This window comes from Corallococcus macrosporus (genome assembly GCF_017302985.1).
Lineage (GTDB): Bacteria > Myxococcota > Myxococcia > Myxococcales > Myxococcaceae > Corallococcus > Corallococcus macrosporus_A.
On sequence record NZ_JAFIMU010000007.1, the window covers coordinates 320,068 to 343,367 of the forward strand.

A 23,300-nucleotide genomic window follows, 5' to 3' on the forward strand; every position below is an offset into this window, starting at 1 on the left:
GTCGCTTCGCGTGGACCGGACTGGCCCTCGGGCGGGGAGTCGTCCCGGGTGCCCTCGCGCGGCCTCCGTGGACCGCGAACCCCATACTTCCCCCAGGTGTCTTCCGTGGGGGGAGGCAGCATGGTGGTGCGACAGGGCCAGGAGCGGACCACGCACGGGCGCGCAATACCCGGGGAGTGCTCGTCCCTCCAGGCCCTCGAAACCCTGGAGCGCATCTCCGATGCGGTCGTCTCGCTCGACCGCTCCTGGCGCTTCACCTACCTCAACGCGCGCAGCGAGTGGCTGCTGCGCCGCCCGCGCTCGGCGCTCATCGGGCGTGTCCTGTGGGAGGAGTTCCCGGAGGCGCGTGGCTCCATCTTCGAGCGGGAGTACCGGCGGGCGCTCGAGGAGCAGGTCGACGTCGCGTTCGAGACCTACTTCGCGCCCCTGGAGGCCTGGGTTGACGTGCAGGCGTACCCGTCCTCGGAGGGCCTCACCGTCTGTTTCCGGGACGTCAGCGCCCGCAAGCGCGCCGCACGCGCGCTGCATGAGTCGGAGCAGTTCCTGCGCTCCACGCTCGACTCGCTGTCCACGCACATCGCCATCCTCGATGGCCGGGGCACCATCCTCGCCGTCAATGCCGCGTGGCGCCGCTTCGCGCACGACAACGGCTGCGCGGAGGTGGACGGGCACAGTCCGTGCGGCGTGGGCGCGAACTACCTGGGCGTGACGGAAGCCTCCAAGGGCGAGTTCTCCGAGGAGGCGCCGTCCGTGGCGTCGGGCATCCACGACATCATCGCCGGCCGCACCGAGCCGTTCCTCCTGGAGTACCCCTGTCATGACCCATTCAAGGGCCAGCAGCGCTGGTTCCTGCTGCGCGCCACGCGCTTCGCCGGGCCGGGGCCCCTGCGCGTGGTGGTGGCCCACGAGGACATCACCGGCCGCCACGAAGCCGACGAGGCCCGGCGCCAGCTGATCCGCGAAGAGGCCGCCCGCGAGGAAGCGGAGGCGGCGCGCGAGCGCATGAACGCGGTGCTCGAGCGCATCACCGACGGCTTCGCCGCGTTCGACCTGGATGGCCGCTTCACCTACGTGAACCGGCCCGCGGAGGCGCACTTCGGCCGCAAGCGCGAGGCGCTCCTGGGACGGCGCCTGGAGGAGGTCTTCTCCGGCACCCAGGGCGCGGCCATGGCCTCGCTGCTGCACCGGGCGACGGAGGCGCAGGTCCCCGTGGAGGAGGAGCAGCCCTCGGTCGTGGACAACCGCTGGCTGCGCGTCGTGGCGTACCCGTCCCAGGAAGGACTCTCCGTCTACTTCCGCGACATCACCGAGCAGCGGCGCGTCGAGCTCTGGAGCCACTTCCTCTCCGACATGGGCGCCGCCAGCACGCGCTCGCTGGACTGCGGGGACGTGATCCGCGGCGTGGTGACGCACGCGGTGCCCACGCTCGCGGACGGCTGCGCCATCACCACGCGGGACGCCTGCTCCGAGGAGGAGCCCTCCACCGAGGCCGTCGCCATGACGCCCGGGCTGGGAGACGCGCTGCGCGCGGCGTGCGCACCGGGAGCCCAGGGCGCGCTGGGCCAGCTCGTGACGCAGGCGGTGGGCACGGAGTCCGGGGTGTTGATGCAGGAGCCCTCTCCGGGCGCTCCTGGCGTGGAGTCCGCGGTGGCCGTACCGCTGGCCCTCCAGGACCGCTCCCTGGGAGTGCTGCTGCTGGTGTCCACGCGCCCGGGCGTGCGCTACGGCGCGGAGAGCCTCCCCCTCGTGAGCGAGCTGGCGCGGAGGACCGCGCTGGCGCTGGAGAACGCGCGGCTGTACCGCACCGCCCGCCAGGCCGTCGGCGCGCGCGACGAGACGCTGGGCATCGTGTCCCATGACCTGCGCGCGCCGCTGAACACCATCTCCCTGCTGTCCCGCAGCGCGGAGAAGCGCCTGGTCCAGCGGGCCGAAGGGGCGGAGGCCGCGGAGGCGCTGCGGAAGATCCGCCTCGTGGTGGGCAACATGGAGCGGCTCATCGACGACCTGCTGGAGGTGGCGCGGGTGGAGTCGGGGCGCGCGCAGCTGGACGTGGAGCCGCTGGAGGTGCCCCGGCTGCTCGCCCAGGTGCAGGCCTTGAACGAGCTGCTCGCGGCGGACAAGGCGCTGCGCCTGGAAGTGGACTTCGAGCAGGGCCTGCCGCGGGTGCGCGCGGACCGGGCGCGCGTGGCGCGCATCTTCCAGAACCTGCTGGGCAACGCCATCCACTTCACCCCGCCTGGAGGCCACATCTTCCTGAAGGCGGAGCGCCGCGGTGAGCAGGTCTGCTTCCGCGTGAAGGACTCGGGCCCCGGCATCGACGCGGCGGCGCTGCCCCACGTGTTCGACCGCTTCTGGCAGGCCATCCACGCGCGAAAGGCGGGCGCCGGGCTGGGGCTCGCCATCGTCAAGGGGCTGGTGGAGGCGCACGGCGGCCGTGTCTGGGTGGAGAGCCAGCCGGGCCAGGGCGCCGCGTTCTCCTTCACGCTGCCAGCCCTCCCGGAGCCCCCCGCGAGCGTCCGGCAGGAGGGCGGAGAGGCCAGTCCCTGACGGCCTTCCACGGGACCCCTCGCGCGGCTCTACACTGGCGCCATGCCCGCGCAGCCCTCCTCCTTCTCCACCGTCACCGTCGATGGCGTCGTGCAGCGCTGGGAGGACCTGCGCCTCCAGGACTTCGCCCAGGGCTTCTTCTTCGGCGCGGGCTTCTTCACCACCTTCCGCATCGACGCGGGCCAGCCCCGCTTCCTCGCGCGGCACCTGGCCCGGCTGCGCGCGAGCCTCGACGCGTTCCCCACCGCCGTGCGCGCTCCGGCCCCGGAGTTCCTGTATGAGGACGCCGTGCGCGAGTCGCTGCGCCGCTGCCTGACGGCGGATGCGGCCCTGGGGCCCCGGTTCTCCGGCGTGGGCAAGCTCGCGGTCAGCGACGGCCACGTGCTGTGCACCTTCCGGCCCTTCGCCCCGGACCTGGAAGCGCTTCACCGCGAAGGCCGCGAGCTGGACGGCGTGGAGGCCGGGGCCTACCGGCGCGCGGAGCGCACCGTGAACCACAAGGGGCTCGCGTACTTCCGCCAGCACGCGCTCCTGCCGCGCCTGCCCGTGCTGACCAACGAGGCGGCGGAGGTCTGCGAGCTGCCCACCGCCAACCTCTTCGTGCAGCTCGACGGGGCGCTCGTCACCCCGCCGCCCTCCGCGCCGTGCCTGCCGGGCATCGCGCGCGCGGTGCTCCTGGCCATGGCCGCCGTGGACGGGCTCCCGGTGGTGGAGCGCGTGCTGCCGCTCGCGGACCTGGCCCGGGCGCAGGCGTGTTTCTACTGCAACGCGGTGGCGCTGGCCGTGGGCGTGCCCCGGCTGCTGGGGCGGGAGCTCCCCGACAGCCTGCGGCTCGCGGAACGGGCTCGCGCCGCGCTGGAGGCCCGGGCCGTGCGCGAGGGTTGAGCACGTCCCCGGCGAGTGCGGCACACTCGGGGCCATGACCCGCTCCCTCGTCATGGTCCCCCGCTGGGCAGGAAGCCCCGACACGGACTTCTACCCGTGGCTCACCGCGAAGCTGCGCACGCCCCCTCCCCTCTTCGACGACGTGCGCACGCTGGCCATGCCCACGCCGGGCGCGCCCACCATCGACGGCTGGGTGTCCACGCTCGCCTCCGCGGTGAAGCCGGTGCCCGCGCCCTCCACGGTGTTCCTGGGCCACAGCGTCGGCTGTCAGGCGGTGATGCGCTACCTGGCCACGCTGCCCCCGGGCCACACCGTGGAAGGGGCCGTGTTCGTCGCGGGCTGGTTCGAGGTCGACACGCCCTGGGACACGCTGCGCCCGTGGCTCGACACGCCCATGGACCTTGAGCGGATCCGCGCCGCGCTCCGCCGCTGCGTGGTGGTGCTGTCCGACGCGGACCCCTTCACCTCCGACTTCCGCCGCAACACGCGCCTCTTCGAGGAGCGCCTGGGCGCCGAGGTCCGCCTCGTCCCCGGCAGGCGCCACTTCAACAACCCCCAGGAGCCCGCCGTGCTGGCCGTGCTCCAGGAGCGCTTCGACGCCTCCCGCTGAGCAGCCGGGCAGCCAGGCGGCGGGCGTGGCAATTTTCGCCACCACCCCCATCTTTGGAGGACTTCGAAGGACTTCCTTCCAACGACAGGGGGCTCGAGATGGAGACGAAGAAGCCAGACGAGAAGCAGGTCCAGCGCCAGGGCATGAGCGAGGACGAGAACCTGCGCCACAAGGGCCCGGACCGCGAGTCCGAGGCGGACCGCCACGCCGGCCCGAAGCCCGAGGGCAACGGCGGCACGGGGCAGCCCGCGGCGTTCCCGGAACACAACTGACACCGGGCGCGTCACGGATTTCCACCGGACGGCTCGAAGGCGCTTTCGCGGCAGCGGGGAGCCATTAACCTGGGGCGCATGGCCCCTCCCGCTCCCTACGTCTCCCGCGTCCCCTTCGAGTCCGTCCACCCGAAGACCCTGGCCGTGTACTGCTCGGACGGGCGCTTCACCGAGGCGGTGGAGGACCTGGCCCACCACCTGGGCCACTCGCGCATCGACACGATGACCCTTCCTGGAGGCCCCGCGCTGCTCAACCGCTGGGCCTCGGACTACCTGGAGAGCGCTGGCTTCACCAAGGCCGCGAACTTCCTCATCGAAGGCCACCACATCGAGGACGTGCTGCTGCTGGCGCACGCGGGGTGCGGCTACTACCACGCGAAGCACAGCGCGCTCGGGCCGGAGTTCGCCGTGGAGCAGCAGCTGAAGGACCTGCACTTCGGCGCGAAGGAGCTGCAGACGGCCTACCCCCACCTGCGCATCCACCTCTTCTACGTGCGCCCCAAGGGCAACACGGTGGAGTTCGAGCCCATCCCCCGCGAGGCCTGAAGCTCGCGGCGACAGGCGTGCTCCGGTCTGCTACTGGAGCCCTGTGAAGACGCAAGACGTAGGCCGGGCGCTCCTGGCGCTGTCCCTGGGTGGCTTCGGCATCGGGACGACCGAGTTCGCCACCATGGGCATCCTCCCGCAGATCGCGAGCGGGCTCGGAACGACGATTCCCCGGAGCGGGCACGTCATCGCCGCCTATGCGATGGGCGTGGTCGTGGGGGCGCCGCTGGTCGCCATCGTGACGGCGCGGATGTCGCGGCGGGCGCTGCTGCTCGTGTTGATGGCGGCGTTCACCGTGGGCAACACGGCCTCGGCGCTGGCGCCCACCATCGACACGCTCATCGCGGCGCGGTTCATCGCGGGGCTGCCGCACGGCGCCTACTTCGGGGTGGGCTCCGTGGTGGGCGCGGAGCTGCTGGGGCCCGGGCGCAAGGGGCGCGCGGTGGCGCTGCTGATGGCGGGGCTCACCATCGCCAACATCATCGGTGTCCCGGCGGCGACGTTCCTCGGGCAGCAGCTGGGCTGGCGGAGCACGTTCCTGCTGGTGGGGGCCATTGGACTGGTGACGCTCACGGCCCTCTGGCTGTGGGTGCCTCACGTGGCCTCGCTGGGAGGCAGCAGCATCCGCCAGGAGCTGTCCGCGCTGCGCCAGCCGCAGGTGTGGTGGACGTCGCTGGTGGGCGCGGTGGGCTTCGGGGGGCTGTTCGCGGTCTACAGCTACGTCGCGCCGACGCTGACGTTCGCGTCGGGCCTGCCGGAGTCGGCGCTGCCATGGGTGCTCGCCCTCTTCGGCGTGGGCATGACGGTGGGGGCGATGCTGGGCGGCCGGCTCACGGACCACTCGGTGACGCTCGCGATGTGGGTGGGGTTTGGCGCGACGACGCTCGTGATGGGCCTGTTCGCGCTCACGGCCACGTCGCCCTGGGCGGCGGTCCCGCTCGTGTTCCTCATCGGAGTCTCGGCGCAGTTCCTGGCGCCCGCGGTGCAGGTGCGGCTCATGGAGGCCTCGCCCGGAGCGCCCTCGCTGGCCGCGTCGATGTCCCACTCCGCGCTGAACATCGCCAACGCGGCGGGGGCGTGGCTGGGAGGCCTGGTCATCGCGGCCGGCTGGGGTTACCTCGCGCCGGCCTGGGCCGCCGTCGTGCTCACCCTCATCGGAGCGGCACTCTTCGCGGTCGCGAACCGTGGCAACGGGCGTCCCGAACAGGAACGCGCCGGGCGCGCCTGAGCCAAAGGAAACCGGTCCCCATCGCCGCCGAAACAGGGCCTGCGGCACGGCTCCATGCACCGAGCGCCCCGTCAGGGGCACCCATCGCCGAAGTCGGGGATCGGGCCTTGGCGCGGCTCAATGAACGGAGCAAGGCGGCTCGCAACTGCCGTCCCGAAGCAAGTCAGCGCGACCAACCGTCACGGACCGCCGCGTCCTGGAGCCCGCGCCGGAGGGCGTCCAGCAGCGACGGAGGGTCGCCCACGCGGAAGGCCTGGAGCCCCGCGTCGAAGTCCGCGCGAGCGCCGGTGACATCCCCTCTCTGAAACCGGAGCCCTCCCCGCTCGTACAGCAGCTCGGGGTCCACCGCCTCCCCCTGCTGGGACGCAAGGGCTTCAGTGAGGTCCGCTTCCGCCGCGTCCACCCGTCCCGCGCGGACACGACAACGGGCCCGCTGCTGGAGCAGCCACGGGTTGCCCCGGTCCTCCGCCAATGCGGCCGTCCAGTCAGCCTCCGCCTCGGCCAGCCGCCCCAGCGCTTCGAGCGACTCCGCGCGCTTCATGTGCAGCACCAGCGCCTTGCGGAAGCCGGCGACCTCCACCTGCGTGAAGCCCTCCACCGCCTCCGCGTGCCGCCCCAGCCGAGCAAGCGCAAGGGCCCGGTGATACCGCGTGGCCACGTGGCCCGGCGCCAGCTCCAGCACGCGGTCGAACCAGGGCAGCGCCTCCGCCGGCTGGCCGCCCCACACGCCCAGCGTCAGCCCCACCTCCACCAGCACCCGCACCTGCGACGGGTGCGCCTCCGCCAGGGACCGGGCCAGCGCGAGCGCCGACGTGTAGCGGCCTCCCCGGCGCAGGCGGTCCACCTCGCGCAGCGGTTCGGACAGCTCCGGGGGCCAGGCCTGTCGTCCGTTGCGTTCCATGGGGCGGGGGCGGTCATCCGGCATTTCGCAGGCACGCCCGAGGGTGTCAAGGCAGCGACTTGACCCGGAAGCCCGGTCGCGAGAAGAGCGCTGACATGAAGCCCTGGGAAACAGTGGAGCGAGCGCAGGTACCGGACGTGGGCGAGGTCGTGCTCGCCCGGCGGGATGAGGAGTTCGTGCTGCGCGTGCGCGGCCAGACGTTGATGTCCAGCCGTCAGCATGGCTCGGAGATGGCCATGGCCGAGGCCGGCTGCGCCAACCTGACGGCGGACGCGCCCGCCCGGGTGCTGGTGGGCGGGCTGGGCTTCGGCTTCACGGTGCGCGCGGTGCTCGACCGGCTGGGGCCGGGGGCGCGCGTCGTGGTCGCTGAGCTGATGTCGCCGGTGGTGGAGTGGAACCGGGGAGTGCTCGCACCGCTGGCGAAGGCGCCGCTGGAGGACCCTCGCGTCACCGTGGTGGAGGGGGACGTGGGCAAGGTGATGCGCAGGCAGCAGGGTGCCTTCGACGTCATCCTGCTCGACGTGGACAACGGCCCGAAGGCCATGACCCACCCCGACAACGACAGCCTCTACGACCTCACCGGCGTGTCGCACGCCTTCAACTCCCTGCGCTCCAACGGAACGTTGGTGGTGTGGAGCGCCGGGCCCTCGGTCGCGTACGTGAAGCTGCTGGAAGAGGTGGGCTTCTCCGTCCAGCTCCTCCACCCCACGGCGCACGGCACCAAGGGGACACGTCACACCCTCTTCGTCGCCCGGCGAGTGCCCAAGGCCAAGAGCACATCGTCGTCCCGGCCGCCGTCCCGCCGCTGAAACCCACCACTCCCTTCAGGAGGTCACAGCCCATGCGGTGCATCCGTCTGTTGTTGCTCGCCGTCGTCCTCGTCAGCGGCGTGGGACACGCCACGGAGCCGGAGCCGATGCCTCCGCATGTGACGTTCCTGCTCTCGTCGAAGGCGCTCCGGGAGCAGCGCCGCATCAACGTCTACACGCCGCCCGGCTACGCCACGACGAAGGGCGTGCGCTACCCGGTCCTCTACATGCCCGACGGCGGCGAGCAGGAGGATTTCCCGCACGTCGCCACCGCCGTGGACACCGCCATCCGAGCCGGAGAGATGCGGCCCGTCATCGTGGTCGGCATCGAGAACACCGAGCGGCGCCGGGACATGACCGGCCCCACGCAGGTCGAGAAGGACAAGGAGATCGCCCCCAGGGTCGGCGGCTCCGCCGCTTTCCGGACCTTCCTCCGCGACGAGCTCATGCCCCATGTGCGCCGCAAGTACCGGGTCACCGACGAGACGGCCATCCTCGGCGAATCGCTCGCGGGGCTGTTCATCGTGGAGACGTTCTTCCTCCAGCCCGGGATGTTCGGAACCTCCATCGCGCTGAGCCCCAGCCTCTGGTGGAACAACGACGAATGGGTGCGTAAGGCCGGAGAGCGGCTCAAGGCGAAGCCGGACCTGAAGGGCACGCTCTACTTCGCGTCGGCCGGTGACGACATCGAGGAGCAGGCCACACGCCTGGCCGAAGCGTTCCGAGCGAACGCGCCCACAGGACTGAAGTGGAAGTACGAGCCCCGGCCCGACCTGCGCCACGCCAACATCTATCGCTCGCTGGAAGCGAAGGTGTTGAGGGAGGCCTTCGCCCCCGCCTCCACGAAGGCCGTCCCCTGAGCAGGTCGCCAGAAGCGCCATGACGCATCCGAAGTGGCCCCACCGGATGCCCTCCAGGCCGTTCATGCAAACGCCCCGCAGCGGAGAGCGGACACGAAGTGCGGTCGCTGCTCACGACGAAGGGCGTCCCAGGAACCGGGCAATGAAGCGCCAGATGCGCGCAGCCCACCGGCCCGGGGAGCCCTGGGGGACGTGAAGCGGCCCATCCGCCACGCGGGCCGTGTCGCCAAAGGCCGCGCCCGTTACCTCCCCATCCGCGCACTCCGCACCGGGCTCACCAGAGACGAGCCCCACGACAGCAGGCACTCGCAGCGCCCCACTGTCGGGCTCCTGGGGAACGTCCTGCACCTGTGAACCGGTGGCAACCCCGGACGCCTCGGAGTCCGCGGCAGTCGACGCGGAGACTTCGAGGCCATGCGCCTCAACGCAAGGGCACGACTCCAACGCATCGTCCCGCCCAGGCGGTGCCACCGCCGCGCCGAAGTCACGGGCCTCCAAACAAGGAGGTGTCTCCAAGGTATCGGAATCGCAGAGGGAGTCCTGAGCAAAGTGGGCCTCGGTGGCCGGGGGTTCCCGAGGAGGAGCGAAGGCGCCCAGCAAGCCCTCATCGCACGCCTTCAGCAACGCCGGCAGCTGGAGCTGGAGCGTCCGCACATCCCGCTCGTTCAGGGCGTGCATCGCGCACGTGGCCCACTGGCCCAGGGCCTCGCCGCCCATGAAGGACAGCAGCCGTACCGCGTTGCCTCGCAGAGCCCGTTGCAGTGACTGGATGAGGAGAAGGTGTCCGGGACGCGCTGCCGCATGGGCCGCCAGCCGCAGCAATTCGAATTCCAACTGCGCGCAGCGCGCCCCGGGCTCCCAGCGCGCCGCGTCCCGGAGCGCGTAACAGACGGACTCCAACTGGCCTATCTGCGACGCGGAGGCCTTCGCGCAGCAGTCAACCAGGAGTTCCACCAGCACCTGCCGCTTGAGGCAGAAGAAGCCCTCCAGCAGTCGCTGACCCTCCTCGGAGCGCGGGTCATGCAACGCCAGGCCCAGGTTCTCCAGTGTCAGTGACTCGTCCAGCGCCACCGCGCGCGTCTTGCGCCCGGGACGCTGCACCACCAGGCCCCGCGCCGCCAGCCGCCGGAACGCCTCACGGACGGTGCCTCGACAGCACCCGAATTCACGCGCCAGCTTCTCTTCCGAGGCGAACTGCCCTCGCGGCAGCATCCCCAGCGAAATGTAGCGCTCCAACTGCTCCTCTACGTACGCAACGAGCCCCACCCGCACCATCACCGTCCTCCTCCTCGCCCAAGCCACGCGCATCCAACCAGATGGGTCTGACATGGACATGAGGGCCCACCGTCCTCGCCAACCGCCGACCCGGTCCGCCCCCCGGACCCATGCGGCGCGAACCTGTCCGACAGTCGGACAGGTTTGTCGGAACCGGGCTCCCGGCGGGCGCGGCTTCCCGCAGGCCCTTCTTCGCGTCCGCGTCAGCACGACGTCGCGGCGCACCGTGAGAAGGACTGCTCCCGTCTGACCGTGGCGGTGTTCGGAAGGCCTTCCCGATGATGTTCAGCCTCTGGAGGTCGCGACGCGCGACAGGCGCGGTTCACGTTCTTCAACCAGGGTGTGCAGCCGATGGACCTCCAGGCGCCCGCGGGGCGGCTGCTGGAGTTTGTGACGAGGGAGGGTGCCATCGACATGGCACACGAAGCGCCCCGGCCGTCTTGGCCTTTCGTGGCATCAACCCTCTTGAGTTGGGGGCCCAAGGCAGCCCCTCAGTCCACGCGGCCAGGGCAGCGTCCGGCATCCTGACGCCCGCTGCTACGGCGCGAGCCGCGCGGCTCCCGTGCCCGTCGCCGCTCGCGGTCGCATCATTCCTGCCGCGACACGCAGGCCCAGCCAGCGGGGCGTGAAGCGCGTCAGGTTGGCCTGGAACCAGTTACGCCATCCCGGCACCACCGACGCCCGGCCCTGGTCCAGGGCCTTGAGGCCGCGCAGCACCACCTCCTCCGCCGTCGCCATGGGGCCCACGGCAGCCTGCTGGGTGCCCACCACTTCGAAGAATGCCGTCCGCACGGGCCCCGGGCACAGGGCGAGCACTCGCACGCCTCGCTCGCGCGTTTCCTCCGACAGCGCCTCCGTGAAGGACAGCACGAACGCCTTGCTGGCCCCGTAGATGGCCATGTACGGCACCGGCTGGAAGCCCGCGATGGAGGCCACGTTGAGGATGCCTCCCACGCCGCGCGCGAGCATGTCCGGCAGGAACAGGTGGCTGGTGTCCACCAGCGACGTGACGTTGAGCATCACCTGTTCATGCTGCCGCGCGAACGGCGCCGCGTCGAAGGACCCGTGCGTGCCAAAGCCCGCGTTGTTGATCAACAGGTCCACTCGCAGCCCCTTCTCCTGGCAGCGCGCGTGCAGCTCACGGCCCGCGCCCTCGCGGCCCAGGTCCAGCGCGATGACCTCCGCCTGGATGTCGTGGGTCTTCGTCAACTCCGCCGCCAGTGCGCGCATCCGGTCCTCGGAGCGGGCCACCAGGATGAGGTCCATGCCGCGCGCCGCCAGCTCTCGGGCGAAGACCTCGCCCAGGCCGGATGACGCGCCCGTCACGAGCGCTCGATGGCCTGCGTAGGGGAAGGCCTTGCCCCGGGGGGCGGGCGGGGCAACCACGGGACGAACAGGAGAGGAGGACGAAGTCGTTTGCATGGGGTTAGAATGTGAGCCAGCGCTCACGTTCTCAACTCGCGTGGTGCTCACATTTCCTTTCGGAGGCCTCATGCCCCGCCGTCCCCCGCCTTCCCGTCGCAGGGCGCCTCGCCAGGAGCGGGCGCAGGCCACGGTTGACGCCATCCTGACCGCGACTGCTCGCGTTCTGCTCAGGGATGGCTACGAGGCCGCGAGCACCAACCGCATCGCCCAGGAGGCAGGGGTGAGCGTGGGTTCGCTCTACCAGTACTTTCCCAGCAAGGAGGGGCTGGTGACGGCGCTGATGGAGCAGCATCGCGCTCGGGGACTGGCGGACTTCGAGGCGGGCCTGGTGCCGCTGGCCGGGCAGCCGCTTCCGGTGGCGATGCGCGCGCTCATCCGGCAGGTGCTCGCGGTGAAGCGGGAGAACCCGCGCCTGCACCAGATGCTGCATGAGCTGATGCCGCGGATGCGCCAGTGGGGCTTGTCGGATGTGTATTCGCAGCGGCTGCACCGGCTGGTGCGAGCGTTCCTCGCGCCCCGCTTCGAGGACCTGCGTCCCCGGAACCTGGACATGGCGGTCTTCATCCTGGTGAACGCGGTGGAGGCGCTGTGCCACACGGCGCTGACGGACCGGCCGGACTACGTGGAGGACGACGCGTTCGTGGATGAAATCGCCGCGCTGGCGATTGGCTATCTGCGTCCGGAGCCGGCCCTGGCGCGGCCCCGGCGTGCAACCCGGGAGCGGGTGGCTCGGATGTGAAGGGCACCACGTCCTTCCGCGAGGAGGGTCCGACGCGCGGCCTTGGAGGGGCGTTCGCGCGCGTGGACCCCCTCCTCGCCGGAAGGAAACCGGTGCGTCAGGGCGGCGCGGGTGCGCGGCCCAGCGGAATCACCAGCGGCCCGGGCAGGTCCGGTCGCGCCAGCACCTCCACCTGCAACCCGAAGGTGCTCGCGATGAGGCCGGGCGTGAGCACATGGGAAGGCGTGCCCGTCTCCACGCACCGGCCCTGGTCCAGCACGGCGAGGCGGTCCGCGTACCGCGCGGCCAGGTTCAGGTCGTGCAGCACCGCGAGCACCGCGCCTCCTTCCCGAGCGAAGGCCCGGGCGCGCTCCAGCACCAGGTGCTGGTGGGACAGGTCCAGGCTCGCCGTCGGCTCATCCAGGAGCAGGTAGCGGTGGCCCTGCGCGGGCGGCGTCCAGAGCTGGGCCAGCACTCGAGCCAGTTGCACGCGCTGGCGTTCTCCGCCGGAGAGCGTGGTGTACGCGCGTGAGGCCAGGTGCTGCGTGTCGGTGGCGTCCAGCGCGGCCCGGGCAATCTCCAGGTCGGACTGTTCGCCGCGCCTGCGGGCGTGCGGGCTGCGCCCCAGGACCGCGACTTCCAACGCGGTGAAGCCGAAGCCCAGGGAGGACTCCTGCGGCAGCACCCCCAGCCGTTGTGCGCGCTCCACGTAGGGCCACTGGCGCAGCGGGCGGCCCTCCAGGAGCACGTCGCCGGACTTGCAGCGCAGCTCGCCCGACAGCGCCGCGAGCATGGATGACTTGCCCGCGCCATTGGGCCCCACCACGGCGAGCACCTCGCCGGGGTGCACCTCCAGCGACAGGGGACCGGCCACCCGGCCCCGTCCCCGCCATACCTCGATGCCGCGCGCCTCCAGGCTCATGCCGCGCTCTTGCGCGCGAGCAGCGCGATGAAGGCGGGCACTCCCAGCACCGACGTGAGCGCTCCTACGGGCAGCTCGGATGGAGCGGCCAGGGTGCGGGCTAGCAGGTCCGATGCGAGGAGTAGCGAGGCTCCTGACAGCGCGGAGGCGGTCAGCAGCCTCCGATGATCAGGACCCAGCGCGATTCTCAGCAGCGCCGGCACCAGCAGGCCCACGAAGCCGATGATGCCGCAGAAGGCTACCGCTGCCCCCACTCCCAGCGCGGCGGCGAGGATGAGCTTGCGCTTGAGCCGCTCCACGTCCACGCCCAGGTGCCATGCCTCACGCTCGCCCAGGAGCATCAGGTTGAGTGCTCGTGCTTCGCTCAGGAGCAATCCCAGCGTCACGCTCAGCGGCAACGCCGCGGCGCCTGCCGCTTCCCACGACGCACCGCCCAGGCTGCCCAGGCTCCAGAACGTGATGGAGCGCAGCTGCGCGTCCGTCGCGCTGTGCGTGAGCAGGCCCATTCCCGCGAACGCTCCCGCGCTCACCGCCACACCCGCCAGCAGCACTCGCGGCGTGTCCGTGCGCCCTCCTCCCGTGCCCAGCCGCAGCGCCAGCAGGGTCGCTCCCAGCGCGCCCACGAACGCCGCTCCCGGCACCACCAGCATCCGGAGCGGTCCCACGCTCGCGGCCAGCGTCACGTCCAGCACGATGGCCAGCACCGCTCCCAGCGCCGCCCCGCTGGAGGTGCCCAGCAGGCCGGGCTCCACCAGCGGATTGCGGAACAGGGCCTGGAGCGCGGCGCCCGTGGTCGCCAGCACCGCGCCCACCATCACGCCCATCAGCACCCTGGGCAGGCGGAGGGTGAGCAGCACCGCGCGCTGCGTGGAGTCCAGCCGGTGGGAGGCCTCGCCCAAGCCCAACGCCTCCCAGAGGCTCCCCAGGATGGCGGACGGTGGCACCGTCATCGAGCCCACCGCCAGCGACACCAGGACCATCAACCCCAACAGCAATCCCAGCGTCACCCAGGGCCCCGCGCCCGGCAGCCTCGCGGGCACCGGACGCGACGCGGGGACGGGCATGGCCTCCGACGCGCTCATTTGCCGCCGCCCTTCCCGGCCGGCGCCGGCGCCACCGCGTCCTGCACCCGGGCGACCGCCAGGCCCAGGGCGGGCCCCAGCCCCATGAAGTCCACGTCCTCCACCGTGACGAGCTTCCAGCCCTTCACCTGCGACAGGCCGGGCAGCTTCGCCAACCCCTCCGCGCCGCCCACCGTCGCCACCGAGCCCGCGGGCAGCAGCACGAACTCCGGCGCCGCCGCCACCACGGCCTCCGCGCCCAGTGGCTTGTAGCCCTGCAGGGACTCCGCCGCGTTCACCCCGCCCGTCAGGCGGATGAGCGTGTCCGCCACGGTGCCGGCGCCCGCCACCATCATCGCGCCCGCGCCCCTCGCGTAGATGGCGAGGATGCGCGGCGGCTTCGTGCCCTTCACTCGCGCCGCGCGGGTGGTTGCCTTCGCCAGGTCCGCGTCCAGCTTCGCCACCAGCGCCCGGCCCTGCTCCGGCATGCCCAGCCGCTCCGCGATGCCCTGGATGCGCGAGCGCGCGGACTCCACCGTGGGCTCGTTGGCGTACGTCTCCACCGTCATGCCCGCCTGCTTCAACTGCGCCAGCACGGCCGGAGGCCCCGCCTCCGCGGAACCCAGCAGCACACCCGCGCCCAGCGACAGCACTCCTTCCGCGGACAGCGCGCGCTGGTAGCCCACCGTGCGCACCTTCGACGCCTCCGGCAGCGCCCCGCTGGAGTCGTCCACGCCCACCACCCGGTCGCCCGCGCCCAGCGCGAACACCGTCTGCGTGATGGCCGGACCAATGGTGATGAGCTTCGGCGCCGGAGGCGCCGCTTGCGCCGCCAGCGCGAACAGCGCCGTGAGCAGGCCCCACCTCGAAGCCGTGTGCTTCATGACGCCACCTCCACCGCGGGCAGCGTCCGGGCCAGTTCCTCCATCAACGCCCGCCACGCGGGGGACTCCAGCTCGCCCGGCTTCCGCTTGCCGAACAGCAGCGCGATGTTCTCCCCCGCCCGGTCGAACAGCTCCAGCGAGGTGACGTCGCCGTCGCGCGTGGGCTTGCGCACCACCCACGCCGTGTGGACGTGGTCCGCTCGGACGTGGAGGTTGAAGCCCGGGTCCATCACGTTCACCCACGGCCCCATGGGCCGCACCGTGCGCACCGGGCCGGTGTGGATCTGGATGGCCCCCGGGTTGCCCACGAACACCATGAGGGGCAGCTCCGTCGCCGCGGCTCGCTCCAGCGTCCAGCCCAGCGCGTCCGGCGCCACCGGCTTCGCGAACTCCGTCCCCGCGAGCCTCAGCGCCTGCGTGCGCGCCGCCTTGAACCGGCCCAGCAGCGCGAAGAACTCGTGCGTGTCCTGGAGCGCTCGCCAGCCGGCCTTGAGCCCCTGCACGTCGATCTCCGCGTCCGGCCGGGGGCTGGCGGGGGGCGACACCGGCATCACGCCCAGCACGTGGCCCTGGTCCTCGTGCTGGAGCTCGCGCACCAAGCCCTCGAAGGCGGCGACGTTCGCGTCGTCCTGGAGGTAGATCTTGTGCACCGCCGTGCCCGCCGCGTCGAAGACCTGGAAGCTGCGGCGCACCTGGCCGGCGAGGTCCTCGCGCAGCGCGAACACGAAGCACCAGCGCGACAGGAACAGGCGCAGGTCGATGTCCTCGTCCAGCACCAGCGCCCGCGCGCCGTGCAACTCCACCTTGCCGTAGACGCCCTTCTTCTCGTGCACGGCGGACGCGTTGCGCGTGAGCGCCATCACCCGGCCCAGCGACTCCAGCCGGGGCAACAGCACGTCGAAGCGCGGCTCCAGCCGCACCAGCTCGCCGTTCAGGCCGGTGGCGAGCAGCTCCGCCTCGCTCACGCCCAATTGCTCCGCTGCGTCGCGGATGCGCATGCGCGGCTGGGCTTCGCGCAGGGCCACCCAGCGCTCCCTCAGCACGGCGTGCGGGCTCGCCACCTCCTCCGAGCGGTTCATCACGGCTGCCCCCCGGCCGGCGCGGCCACCTTCGCCCAGAGCAGCTTCACCATCGCGGGCGTGCCCGCGGTGTCGTAATAGGATTGCATCTGTACCTTGAAGTACGTCCCCGCATCCGAGCGCACGACGTAGAGCTGCGCGCGCGGCATGAGCGTGTGGGACTGGAGGTCGTAGCTGTACCAGCCGTCCCCCGCGTTGAAGACCGTGTCCGGGCTGTCGCCGGTGTCGGGGCCGTCCGCCGCGTCCGTCAGGTAGCCGGACGCCGGGGCCTGGGTGAGCGCCGCGAAGGACGTGCCCGGCACGATGGCCACCTGCACGCCGCCCGTGCCGCTGACACCTCCGCGCGTCTTCACCGTGTAGCGCTGGAAGGACAGGTCCCAGAGCGCGTCGTCCGCCGCGCTCACCTGCTTGCCGGAGTCCAGATCCACGGCCACCCACAGCGCGCCGTCGGTCGCGTCCACGACGGAGGTGAAGGAGCCGTCGCCGTTGTCCTGGTGCTTCAGGTTCGCGCCGTCCTGCGGCGTGACGAGGGGGTCGTCGTCCTCGGGCCCCGGCGTGGGCTGGAGGTCGTCACCGCACGCGGTGCCCAGGCCGGCGAGGAGCAGCGCCGCGCAGGCGCGGCCCAGGAAACCGGGACGGAAGGGAATGGGGAACATGCGGACTCCTTCAGGGTGCGGGGTGGAAATCAGAACCGGGTGGAGACACCGGCCTGGAGGGTGCGGGGCGGAATGGGCAGATCCTTCGGATTGCCCGCACCGGTGAGGTTGCTGCCCACAACGAAAAGCTGGAGCCCGCCCGCTGGCATGAGCCAGGCGACACGGGCGTCCAGGGAGACGGTGGGGCTGGCACGGTAGGAATCCGCCACACCGTCTCCGTTGGTATCCGGGTAGAAGGGGCGCTCGCCCGTGAGCGCGCCGCGCACGTTGGCCTCCAGGCCCCACGCGCGGTGGCGCCACGTGGCCTGCGCGGTGAGCCGGTGCCGCGCCTGACCTTCCAGCGCGCGGTCCAGCTCCTGGTCGGTGCCGTCGGTGAGCGCGTAGCCCAGCTCCACGTGCACGCGTCCGGGCAGGGACTGGCGCAGGCCCAGCTCGCCGCCGCGCACGCGGGCCCGCGCGATGTTGATGTACGAGTAGCGCAGGAAGTCGCCCTCGGACTGGAGCGACGCGGCAATCATGTCGCGCAGCGCGTGCTGGAACGCGCCGGCCCACAGCACGGTGTCCCCCGTGGGCCGGGCCTCCACGTTGACGCTGAAGCTGCGCGAGCGCTCGGGCTTCAGGTCCGGGTTGCCTCGCACGGTGTAGCCGACGGACGGGTTCTCGAAGTCGATGAGCAGGTCCTGGAAGCTCGGCGCGCGGTAGCCCCAGCCGTAGCTGCCTCGCACGGTGAGCCACGACACGGGGTCCACCTTCAGCGCCACGCGCGGCGTGGCCGCGAGCCCGAACTGCGAGTCCACGTCCAGCCGTCCGCCCGGCACCAGCACCAGCCCGGGCCCTTCCGCCAGCGTCCAGCTGTCCTGCGCGTACACGGAACCTCGCCCGCGCCGGCCGCCGCCACCGTCCAGACGGTCCGAGCGCAGCCACTCGCCCAGGTACTCGGTGCCCGCCACCAGCGCGTGTCCGGCGCCGGGCCGCGCGTCCACCTGCGCGCCCACGCGGGCCTGCTGGTCGCGCGTGTCCTCCACGGTGTCCAGCGCGGAGGCGTTGCGCTGGTCTCGCAGGTAGCGCCGGTCGAAGTGCGCGTAGGAGGCGTCCGCGCGCAGCGTCGCCGTGTCGCCCAGGCGCCAGGACGGAGACAGGCGCGAGGAGAAGCTGTGGTCCCGGCTGGCGCGGTCGAACACCGCGCCCGCGCCGCCCAGGTCCACGCCGCGTTGGACGCGGTGTGAATAGGACGCGGCGCCCTCCAGCGACATCGCGCCCGTGCCCCGCCAGTCACCGCGCGCGGACAGGTCGTAGCCGTTCAGCGTGCTGCCCGTGGTGCCGATGTCCGAGACGTCCAGGTCGTAGGCGGAGCGCCGCTGGAGCCCGGCGCTCATGCGCAGCCCCCAGGCGTCGCCGCGCGTCTCCCCCGTGGCGTCCAGGTCCAGACGGTGGAGCGTGCCGTAGGCGGCGCGCAGGTCCGCGCCCAGGGTGCGCTGTGCCCGGCGGGTGATGAAGTTCACCACGCCCGCCATCGCGTCGCTGCCGTAGAGCACGGACGCGGGGCCCTTCACGATTTCGACCTGCTCGATGTCCTCCAGCGACAGGCGCGACACGTCGATGTTGCCGTCCACCTTGCCGGTGACGCGCTCGCCGTCCACGAGCACCAGCACGTACTCCGGGGCCAGCCCCTGCATCGACAGCCCGGCGCCCGCGAAGCCCTGCTGCACCACGAGGCCAGGACGCGTGGAGAGCAGCTCCGAGGCGTCGCGCGCTCCGCTGGCGACAATCTCCGAACGGGTGATGACCTCCGTGGCCACCGGCGTCTCGCGCAGACGCTCCTGCGTGCGCGAGCCCGTCACCACCGTCTGGAGCGCGGCGGGTTCGTCCACGCCTCCGTCCATGGACGGCACGTCCTCCGCCCGGGCCTGGCCGGACAGGGCACTCCACAGCAGCGCGCACAGCCACCAACGCCCGGACATCCCAGGTCCTCCCGGCACGCAAGCCGGGGGGCTTCCGCTCACGGGAAGCCTGTCGGGCGCTGGGCTCGGGGGCCTCGGGCCTCAGGAAACGCACTGCACCGGTCCCACGCGGGGGACCCGTTCCTTCAAAGCACTCTCAGCCGCGCTCACCCCGGGGCACACCGCCCCGCCGTGGCTCCGCCAACGCGGACTCCAGCGGCACCACCTGCGTCCGGTGACACCGGCGGCACTTCAGCTCCACCCCGCCCGGCACCAGCCGCGCCAGCAGGCTGCCGCACATGCAGCGCAGCTCCCCGGCACTTCCCTGCGGTCCGCATCCCTCGTGCATCGCGGCTCCCTGCGTTCGATGGGGCCAGACGATATTGATACTGAGTATCAAAGTCAAAAGACTTCCGGTGAACACCCCGAGGGAGTGTCCAGGGGCGGACCGTCTACTTCGTGCCCGTCTTCGCTTCGGGGCGCGGGGCGGGCGCGGCCTTGGGCACGGGGAGCAGCGGCACGCGGCCTTCGGGATAGAGCGCGGTGGCGCGGTCGCCGCGCAGCTCCAGCGCGGCCAGGTGGCGGCCGTAGTGGGTGCTGAGGCCCGTGTCGATGACGATGACGCGGCCCCCGAAGCGGACGGAGAGCCGGCCGTCCTGCGACGGCGTGTGGCCCATCACCATGCGGCGGGCGCCGAAGCGCTCCAGCACCTGCGTGAGGCCCGCGTCCCACTTCGCCTCGTCATCGATGGCATAGCCGCGGAACCACACCGGGCCCTGCGGATCCACGCCGCCGCCCGGCGGCTGCCCGGGCGTCAGGTCCTGCCACACCCAACGGTTCACCTCGTCCAGCGTGGTGCCCGGGACGGTGGGGGCCAGGCCGCCGTGGAGGAAGAGCGTGTCGTTGATGCGGATGACGGCGGGGTGCGTGCGCAGCCACTTCCCGTAGCGCCCGTCCGCGGCGTAGGCGGCGGCGTGGCCGTGCCGCCCCTTCGGCTCACCCGGACCGTCCGCTGTAGGGGATTGATCCGCGAAGGAGGCAAGCTCGCCGGGCGTGACGTAGCGCAGGTCGCCGCGCATGTTCATCAGCTCGTGGTTGCCCAGCAGCGGGTGCACGCGGCCGCCCGCCTTGCGCGCCTCGGTCTCCAGGCGCATGAGCAGCTCGAAGGCGTCGCGGGTGCGGTCGCCCCGGTCCGGCAGGTCACCGGTCTGCACCAGGTGCGCCTTGCCACCAATCCAGCGGTCCTTCGCGTCGATGAGGCCCGCGAGCCGCAGCACCTCCTTCAGCGCGTCCACGTCGCCATGCACGTCCGCGACGGCGACGATGCGCTCCACGCCCTGGAAGACGAAGGGCTCCTCCGGCTTCGGAGCGGCGGCACCCGCGAGCGCGGGCAGGAGCAGCAGGGACAGGAGAACGGGACGCACGGGGCTTCCTTCCTTCGCGGTTCGACGAAGGCGGAAAGCCTAGCGCACGTCCCGTCCGGGCTACGCCCTGGCGGCGGCGTAGATGTCCAGCAGCGTGATGCCGGCGACGGCGCCCGTGGCGGCGAGGAGACGGCCCTTGCGCACGCCGGGCTCCTTCAGGCCCTTGCCCATCGTCGCCAGGTCCAGCGCGTCACCGGCCACGCGCGCCCACAGCCACGGGCGCTTCTTCGCCGGGCTCAGCAGGGCCACGCCCGCGGCCAGCTCCCGCGCGCCGTAGCCGCGCACCAGCTTGTCCCCGCGCGAGATTCCGAAGAACCGGAGCAGGTTCCACGCTCCCAGCAGCTCCGTGATGCCCAGGCCCACGCTGAACCAGCCCAGCGCGCGCGGCAGCTTGCTCTTTGCCTTCGCCATGCACCGCCTCCTTGAAGCAGAAAGGTCCGGAGGAAAGTTGGAGGCGCCCCAGGCGCGCGCCAAGACCCTCGGCGGGCCGGAGGCTGACGCGTCCTGGGAGGCAGGCAGGCGATGGAGCCCCTGCCCTACTGGGCGTTGCCCCGGAAGCGGGCCGGGATGGCGCGCAGGAACTGCGGATCCTTCCAGTCCCAGACGCGCTCCGGCGCGCTGTCCACGTCCACCGGGACGGAGTTCCAGAAGTGCACGTCGTAGGAGGTGGAGGCGCGCCAGTGGAAGAAGAGGCTGAACGCGGCCGTCACCGCGAGCACGCCTGAGAGCACGCGGTGCTGGCGGGGCGCGTCCAGCGCGAGCTGCACGGGGAACGCGAGGAAGAAGACCAGGTACGGCAGCACGTCCGTGAAGAAGCGCGGCCCCACGGAGTGCCCCGCCCACCAGATGGGGAACGCGGAGATGGCCACCCAATGCAGGAGCACGATGACGGCGAAGGCCTTCTCGTACGGTTCAAGCTCCCGGCGGCGCCATCGCTGGACGAAGCCCACCCCGGCCAGCCCCAGGAACGGCGAGTAGAGGATCAACCCGCGCGACGGGCTCACCAGGTTCGCCGCGAGCGCCATCAGGAAGCGCGGCCCCGCGACGTCCAGCGGGTGCACGTAGTACGGCGACAACAGCGAGCCGTAGAGGTGCAGGTTGTAGCCGCAGAACGGCAGCGCCACGAGCGCCGCGCCCGCGAAGTACGCGGGCAGCAGCCGCCGGAAGCGCAGGAGGAAGTACGCGGTGACGACCACCACCGTGAGCGAGTGCGTGGGCCGGCACACGTACGCGAGCGCGACCGCGAGCCCCGCGACGAACGCCGTGCGCGACGTCTGCGCGGGCCGCGCCAGCATCAGGACGACACAGGCGATGGCCAGCAGCCCGGGACCGTGCTGCCAGAGGACGCGGCTGGCGGTGGAGTACGCGGTCGTCCCCAGCCCGAAGAGCAGCACGGTGACGAGCGCCGCGCGGGCGGACACGCGCCGTCGCAGCGCGACGAACAGCACGCCCGCGGCGGCGCACACGTAGAACGAAGCGATGAGCTGCTCGGTGCGGTGGAAGGAGCCCAGGTCCACCTTGCCCGTGCTCCGGAACAACTCCAGCCACTCCAGCGCCCGAGCCCCGGGCGTGCCCAGGTGCGCGAGCAGTGGCCGGCCCAGCGAGAACAGCGCCTCCGCGCCCGCCAGGAACGGGAGCGCGGAGACCATCACCCCGGGCGGGTACTCGTAATAGACGTGGCCGCCGTAGACGCCTCGCGCGTACGCGGTCGCCTGCGTGAACGACGGCGCGTACTCGTCCAGGTCCGCGTTGCCCTCGTGCAGGATGCTGGCCGCGGACGGGATGGACCACAGCGAGTCCGTCTGCATCTGCACCTGGCTCGCGGTGTAGACGCAGAACAATCCCAGGCACAGCAGCCAGGGCGCGAGGGACGAGGCCGCGAGGTCGCGCCGGGAAGAAGGAGTCGCCGGAAGCACGACCGCGCTTCTAGCGAATCTTCCCGCCTAATGCAGGGCGCCCAGGCGCTGCTGGAGCCGCCTCGCCACGCGGGGCAGGTCGTCGGGGGCCTTCACCGGCTCGAAGCGGCTGGTCATGGGGTCCATGCGGCCCACCTCCACGAAGGCCACCGACAGGAGCGGCTTCCCGTCCGGCCCCGTGAGGCTGCTGGCCTCCGCCGTCACCTGCTCGAACTGGAGCACCGGTTGCCCGTCCACCTTCTTGGACACCACCCGGTACGGGATGGGCAACTCCCGGCCCAGCATCGCCTCCAGCGAGAAGGTGATGTTGTTCGTGGAGATGAAGGGGTGCGCCGAGGGGTCCACCTTCTCCACCAGTTGAAGCTGTCCCCCCAGGCGCACCGGCGCGGCGCCCGCGTCCAGCGCTCCGCTGGGATTGGCCCTGGGCGTCACCTCCACCGTCATGTCGCAACCCAGTGTCAGGTGCATCCCGATGACGGCGGGGTCCAGCGAGGCCGCCAGGTTGTCCACGTTGGAGAAGTACACAAAGCGCACGCCGCGCTGCTGGAGCCGCGCGCCCACGCCGCTCTCGCGCAGGGCGCGAAAGACGTCGCCGTGACCGGAGGGTGCGAAGGACAGCCGGCCGTCCGATTCACGGAACAGGTCGCCCTTCGGGGTGAGCCTCGGCAGCATCGCCTGACGGAAGAGCAGCACGTCGTCCATCTGCCCGCGCGAGCCCAGGTGCGCGGCGATGGCGTCGTGCGTGAGGAAGGACGTCATCACCGCCATGGGCACCGGCCGGCCCATCTGCCTGCCCCAGCGCCGCGCCTCCTCCAGCTTGAAGTCCAGGAAGGTGAGCCCCGCCATGACGGAGACCAGCCCCTTCACGCTGCCGCCGAAGCGCGTCCCCGCGCCTCCCGCGACCACGAGCGCCGCCACCTGGCCCTGGCGGAAGGCCTCCTCGCCCCGGGCCCGGTACGCGTCGTATTCCGGCGTGCCCTCGGCCGGGAGCGGACGGATGTCACCCGAGCGCAGCGGATGGAGTACGCCTTCGATCGGCCGTGACTCGCTCAGCTCGCCGCGCTGATAGCGGGCGAGCAGCATCCGGAAGCGGGCCGCGTCGAAGCCGTCGTGCTGGAGCCTCGGGTCATCCAGCTCTTCGTCCAGGGTCTGGGTATTCACACAGGCCAAGATGGAGTGCCTTTCGGCCGGAGCCATCGTCCCCGGGGACGGGGGCTGCTGGCGGCGCCTCCGCTCCTGTCGGGCAACCTCACGGCCGGGCGGTGGCCGCTCCCTCCGAGCGTGGCTGGATGCCCCTCGCCCGGGTCAGCTGGAAGTGCGTCCACTCCGATATGCTCCGGAG

The 23,300-nt window shown here is 71.9% G+C and carries 23 protein-coding genes; 9 read left to right on the forward strand and 14 right to left on the reverse strand.

The genetic code is table 11. The annotated features are described in order from the left end of the window. The first annotated feature begins 120 nt into the window (after positions 1-120). The 6 genes from JYK02_RS13610 (at position 121) to JYK02_RS13635 (ending at position 6,088) form a co-directional block, all read left to right on the forward strand. Positions 121-2,547 carry a PAS domain-containing sensor histidine kinase gene (locus tag JYK02_RS13610; protein WP_207051353.1) on the forward strand — a complete coding sequence of 809 codons (2,427 nt, stop codon included), beginning with the start codon at positions 121-123 and terminating at the stop codon, positions 2,545-2,547. A gap of 42 nt (positions 2,548-2,589) precedes the next feature. After that, positions 2,590-3,432: an aminotransferase class IV gene (locus tag JYK02_RS13615; RefSeq protein WP_207051354.1), complete on the forward strand. Its 843-nt coding sequence runs from the start codon at positions 2,590-2,592 to the stop codon at positions 3,430-3,432. Between the two features lie 34 nt (positions 3,433-3,466). After that, positions 3,467-4,042, forward strand: coding sequence for an RBBP9/YdeN family alpha/beta hydrolase (locus tag JYK02_RS13620; RefSeq protein WP_207051355.1), 576 nt, complete (start codon positions 3,467-3,469; stop codon positions 4,040-4,042). Between the two features lie 98 nt (positions 4,043-4,140). Beyond that, complete coding sequence (locus JYK02_RS13625; RefSeq protein ID WP_207051356.1) at positions 4,141-4,314, forward strand: hypothetical protein; 174 nt, start codon at positions 4,141-4,143, stop codon at positions 4,312-4,314. A 78-nt stretch (positions 4,315-4,392) separates the two neighbouring features. Next, positions 4,393-4,860 (forward strand): carbonic anhydrase, encoded by a 468-nt coding sequence (locus JYK02_RS13630; RefSeq protein WP_207051357.1) that lies wholly within the window; start codon positions 4,393-4,395, stop codon positions 4,858-4,860. Positions 4,861-4,903: 43 nt separating this feature from the next. Further along, positions 4,904-6,088 (forward strand): MFS transporter, encoded by a 1,185-nt coding sequence (locus JYK02_RS13635; RefSeq protein ID WP_207051358.1) that lies wholly within the window; start codon positions 4,904-4,906, stop codon positions 6,086-6,088. Between the two features lie 163 nt (positions 6,089-6,251). On the opposite strand, the gene JYK02_RS13640 is transcribed toward JYK02_RS13635, so the two are convergent. Further along, positions 6,252-6,989, reverse strand: a complete 738-nt coding sequence (locus JYK02_RS13640; RefSeq protein WP_207051359.1) for a tetratricopeptide repeat protein — start codon at positions 6,987-6,989, stop codon at positions 6,252-6,254. Positions 6,990-7,084: 95 nt separating this feature from the next. On the opposite strand from JYK02_RS13640, the gene JYK02_RS13645 reads away from it, so the two are divergent. Next, on the forward strand, positions 7,085-7,798 hold the full coding sequence (locus JYK02_RS13645; RefSeq protein WP_207051360.1) for a hypothetical protein: 714 nt from the start codon (positions 7,085-7,087) through the stop codon (positions 7,796-7,798). A gap of 32 nt (positions 7,799-7,830) precedes the next feature. Then, entirely contained in the window at positions 7,831-8,658 is an 828-nt protein-coding gene (locus JYK02_RS13650; RefSeq protein ID WP_207051361.1) for an alpha/beta hydrolase, read from the forward strand. A gap of 111 nt (positions 8,659-8,769) precedes the next feature. Here JYK02_RS13650 and JYK02_RS13655 read toward each other — a convergent pair whose 3' ends face one another. Then, positions 8,770-9,933, reverse strand: a complete 1,164-nt coding sequence (locus tag JYK02_RS13655) for a FadR/GntR family transcriptional regulator (RefSeq protein ID WP_207055112.1) — start codon at positions 9,931-9,933, stop codon at positions 8,770-8,772. A 537-nt stretch (positions 9,934-10,470) separates the two neighbouring features. Then, positions 10,471-11,259: an SDR family NAD(P)-dependent oxidoreductase gene (locus JYK02_RS13660; protein ID WP_347402492.1), complete on the reverse strand. Its 789-nt coding sequence runs from the start codon at positions 11,257-11,259 to the stop codon at positions 10,471-10,473. Between the two features lie 166 nt (positions 11,260-11,425). Between JYK02_RS13660 and JYK02_RS13665 the strand changes: the two genes are divergently transcribed. Further along, complete coding sequence (locus JYK02_RS13665; protein ID WP_207051363.1) at positions 11,426-12,097, forward strand: TetR/AcrR family transcriptional regulator; 672 nt, start codon at positions 11,426-11,428, stop codon at positions 12,095-12,097. A gap of 97 nt (positions 12,098-12,194) precedes the next feature. Here the strand turns inward: JYK02_RS13665 and JYK02_RS13670 are convergent, their stop codons facing one another. The 11 genes from JYK02_RS13670 to JYK02_RS13720 form a co-directional block, all read right to left on the reverse strand. Next, a complete protein-coding gene (locus JYK02_RS13670; RefSeq protein WP_207051364.1) occupies positions 12,195-12,998 on the reverse strand; it encodes a heme ABC transporter ATP-binding protein in 804 nt (267 codons plus the stop codon). Further along, positions 12,995-14,080, reverse strand: coding sequence for a FecCD family ABC transporter permease (locus JYK02_RS13675; protein WP_207051365.1), 1,086 nt, complete (start codon positions 14,078-14,080; stop codon positions 12,995-12,997). Before JYK02_RS13675 ends, JYK02_RS13670 begins: the two co-directional genes overlap by 4 nt. Next, entirely contained in the window at positions 14,077-14,943 is an 867-nt protein-coding gene (locus JYK02_RS13680; protein ID WP_207051366.1) for a heme/hemin ABC transporter substrate-binding protein, read from the reverse strand. Before JYK02_RS13680 ends, JYK02_RS13675 begins: the two co-directional genes overlap by 4 nt. Then, a complete protein-coding gene (locus tag JYK02_RS13685) occupies positions 14,940-16,022 on the reverse strand; it encodes a hemin-degrading factor (RefSeq protein ID WP_207051367.1) in 1,083 nt (360 codons plus the stop codon). The genes JYK02_RS13680 and JYK02_RS13685 overlap by 4 nt, the downstream gene beginning before the upstream one ends. After that, positions 16,022-16,678, reverse strand: a complete 657-nt coding sequence (locus JYK02_RS13690) for an HmuY family protein (protein WP_207051368.1) — start codon at positions 16,676-16,678, stop codon at positions 16,022-16,024. The genes JYK02_RS13685 and JYK02_RS13690 overlap by 1 nt, the downstream gene beginning before the upstream one ends. A 29-nt stretch (positions 16,679-16,707) precedes the next feature. Next, on the reverse strand, positions 16,708-18,639 hold the full coding sequence (locus tag JYK02_RS13695; RefSeq protein WP_207051369.1) for a TonB-dependent receptor plug domain-containing protein: 1,932 nt from the start codon (positions 18,637-18,639) through the stop codon (positions 16,708-16,710). 136 nt (positions 18,640-18,775) lie between these two features. Further along, positions 18,776-18,919, reverse strand: a complete 144-nt coding sequence (locus tag JYK02_RS13700; RefSeq protein WP_242588734.1) for a hypothetical protein — start codon at positions 18,917-18,919, stop codon at positions 18,776-18,778. Positions 18,920-19,070: 151 nt separating this feature from the next. Continuing rightward, on the reverse strand, positions 19,071-20,042 hold the full coding sequence (locus tag JYK02_RS13705) for a metallophosphoesterase (RefSeq protein ID WP_207051371.1): 972 nt from the start codon (positions 20,040-20,042) through the stop codon (positions 19,071-19,073). A gap of 60 nt (positions 20,043-20,102) precedes the next feature. Next, complete coding sequence (locus JYK02_RS13710; protein ID WP_207051372.1) at positions 20,103-20,453, reverse strand: hypothetical protein; 351 nt, start codon at positions 20,451-20,453, stop codon at positions 20,103-20,105. 125 nt (positions 20,454-20,578) lie between these two features. Beyond that, entirely contained in the window at positions 20,579-21,958 is a 1,380-nt protein-coding gene (locus JYK02_RS13715) for a hypothetical protein (protein WP_207051373.1), read from the reverse strand. Positions 21,959-21,985: 27 nt separating this feature from the next. Next, on the reverse strand, positions 21,986-23,119 hold the full coding sequence (locus JYK02_RS13720; protein ID WP_207051374.1) for a UTP--glucose-1-phosphate uridylyltransferase: 1,134 nt from the start codon (positions 23,117-23,119) through the stop codon (positions 21,986-21,988). Between the last annotated feature and the right edge of the window lie 181 nt (positions 23,120-23,300).

Coding starts and splice junctions, on each gene's coding strand:
- JYK02_RS13610 (WP_207051353.1), top strand. CDS start 121: ATGGTGGTGCGACAGGGCCAGGAGCGGACCACGCACGGGCGCGCAATA.
- JYK02_RS13615 (WP_207051354.1), top strand. CDS start 2,590: ATGCCCGCGCAGCCCTCCTCCTTCTCCACCGTCACCGTCGATGGCGTC.
- JYK02_RS13620 (WP_207051355.1), top strand. CDS start 3,467: ATGACCCGCTCCCTCGTCATGGTCCCCCGCTGGGCAGGAAGCCCCGAC.
- JYK02_RS13625 (WP_207051356.1), top strand. CDS start 4,141: ATGGAGACGAAGAAGCCAGACGAGAAGCAGGTCCAGCGCCAGGGCATG.
- JYK02_RS13630 (WP_207051357.1), top strand. CDS start 4,393: ATGGCCCCTCCCGCTCCCTACGTCTCCCGCGTCCCCTTCGAGTCCGTC.
- JYK02_RS13640 (WP_207051359.1), bottom strand. CDS start 6,989: ATGGAACGCAACGGACGACAGGCCTGGCCCCCGGAGCTGTCCGAACCG.
- JYK02_RS13645 (WP_207051360.1), top strand. CDS start 7,085: ATGAAGCCCTGGGAAACAGTGGAGCGAGCGCAGGTACCGGACGTGGGC.
- JYK02_RS13650 (WP_207051361.1), top strand. CDS start 7,831: ATGCGGTGCATCCGTCTGTTGTTGCTCGCCGTCGTCCTCGTCAGCGGC.
- JYK02_RS13655 (WP_207055112.1), bottom strand. CDS start 9,933: ATGGTGCGGGTGGGGCTCGTTGCGTACGTAGAGGAGCAGTTGGAGCGC.
- JYK02_RS13665 (WP_207051363.1), top strand. CDS start 11,426: ATGCCCCGCCGTCCCCCGCCTTCCCGTCGCAGGGCGCCTCGCCAGGAG.
- JYK02_RS13670 (WP_207051364.1), bottom strand. CDS start 12,998: ATGAGCCTGGAGGCGCGCGGCATCGAGGTATGGCGGGGACGGGGCCGG.
- JYK02_RS13675 (WP_207051365.1), bottom strand. CDS start 14,080: ATGAGCGCGTCGGAGGCCATGCCCGTCCCCGCGTCGCGTCCGGTGCCC.
- JYK02_RS13680 (WP_207051366.1), bottom strand. CDS start 14,943: ATGAAGCACACGGCTTCGAGGTGGGGCCTGCTCACGGCGCTGTTCGCG.
- JYK02_RS13685 (WP_207051367.1), bottom strand. CDS start 16,022: ATGAACCGCTCGGAGGAGGTGGCGAGCCCGCACGCCGTGCTGAGGGAG.
- JYK02_RS13690 (WP_207051368.1), bottom strand. CDS start 16,678: ATGTTCCCCATTCCCTTCCGTCCCGGTTTCCTGGGCCGCGCCTGCGCG.
- JYK02_RS13695 (WP_207051369.1), bottom strand. CDS start 18,639: ATGTCCGGGCGTTGGTGGCTGTGCGCGCTGCTGTGGAGTGCCCTGTCC.
- JYK02_RS13700 (WP_242588734.1), bottom strand. CDS start 18,919: ATGTGCGGCAGCCTGCTGGCGCGGCTGGTGCCGGGCGGGGTGGAGCTG.
- JYK02_RS13710 (WP_207051372.1), bottom strand. CDS start 20,453: ATGGCGAAGGCAAAGAGCAAGCTGCCGCGCGCGCTGGGCTGGTTCAGC.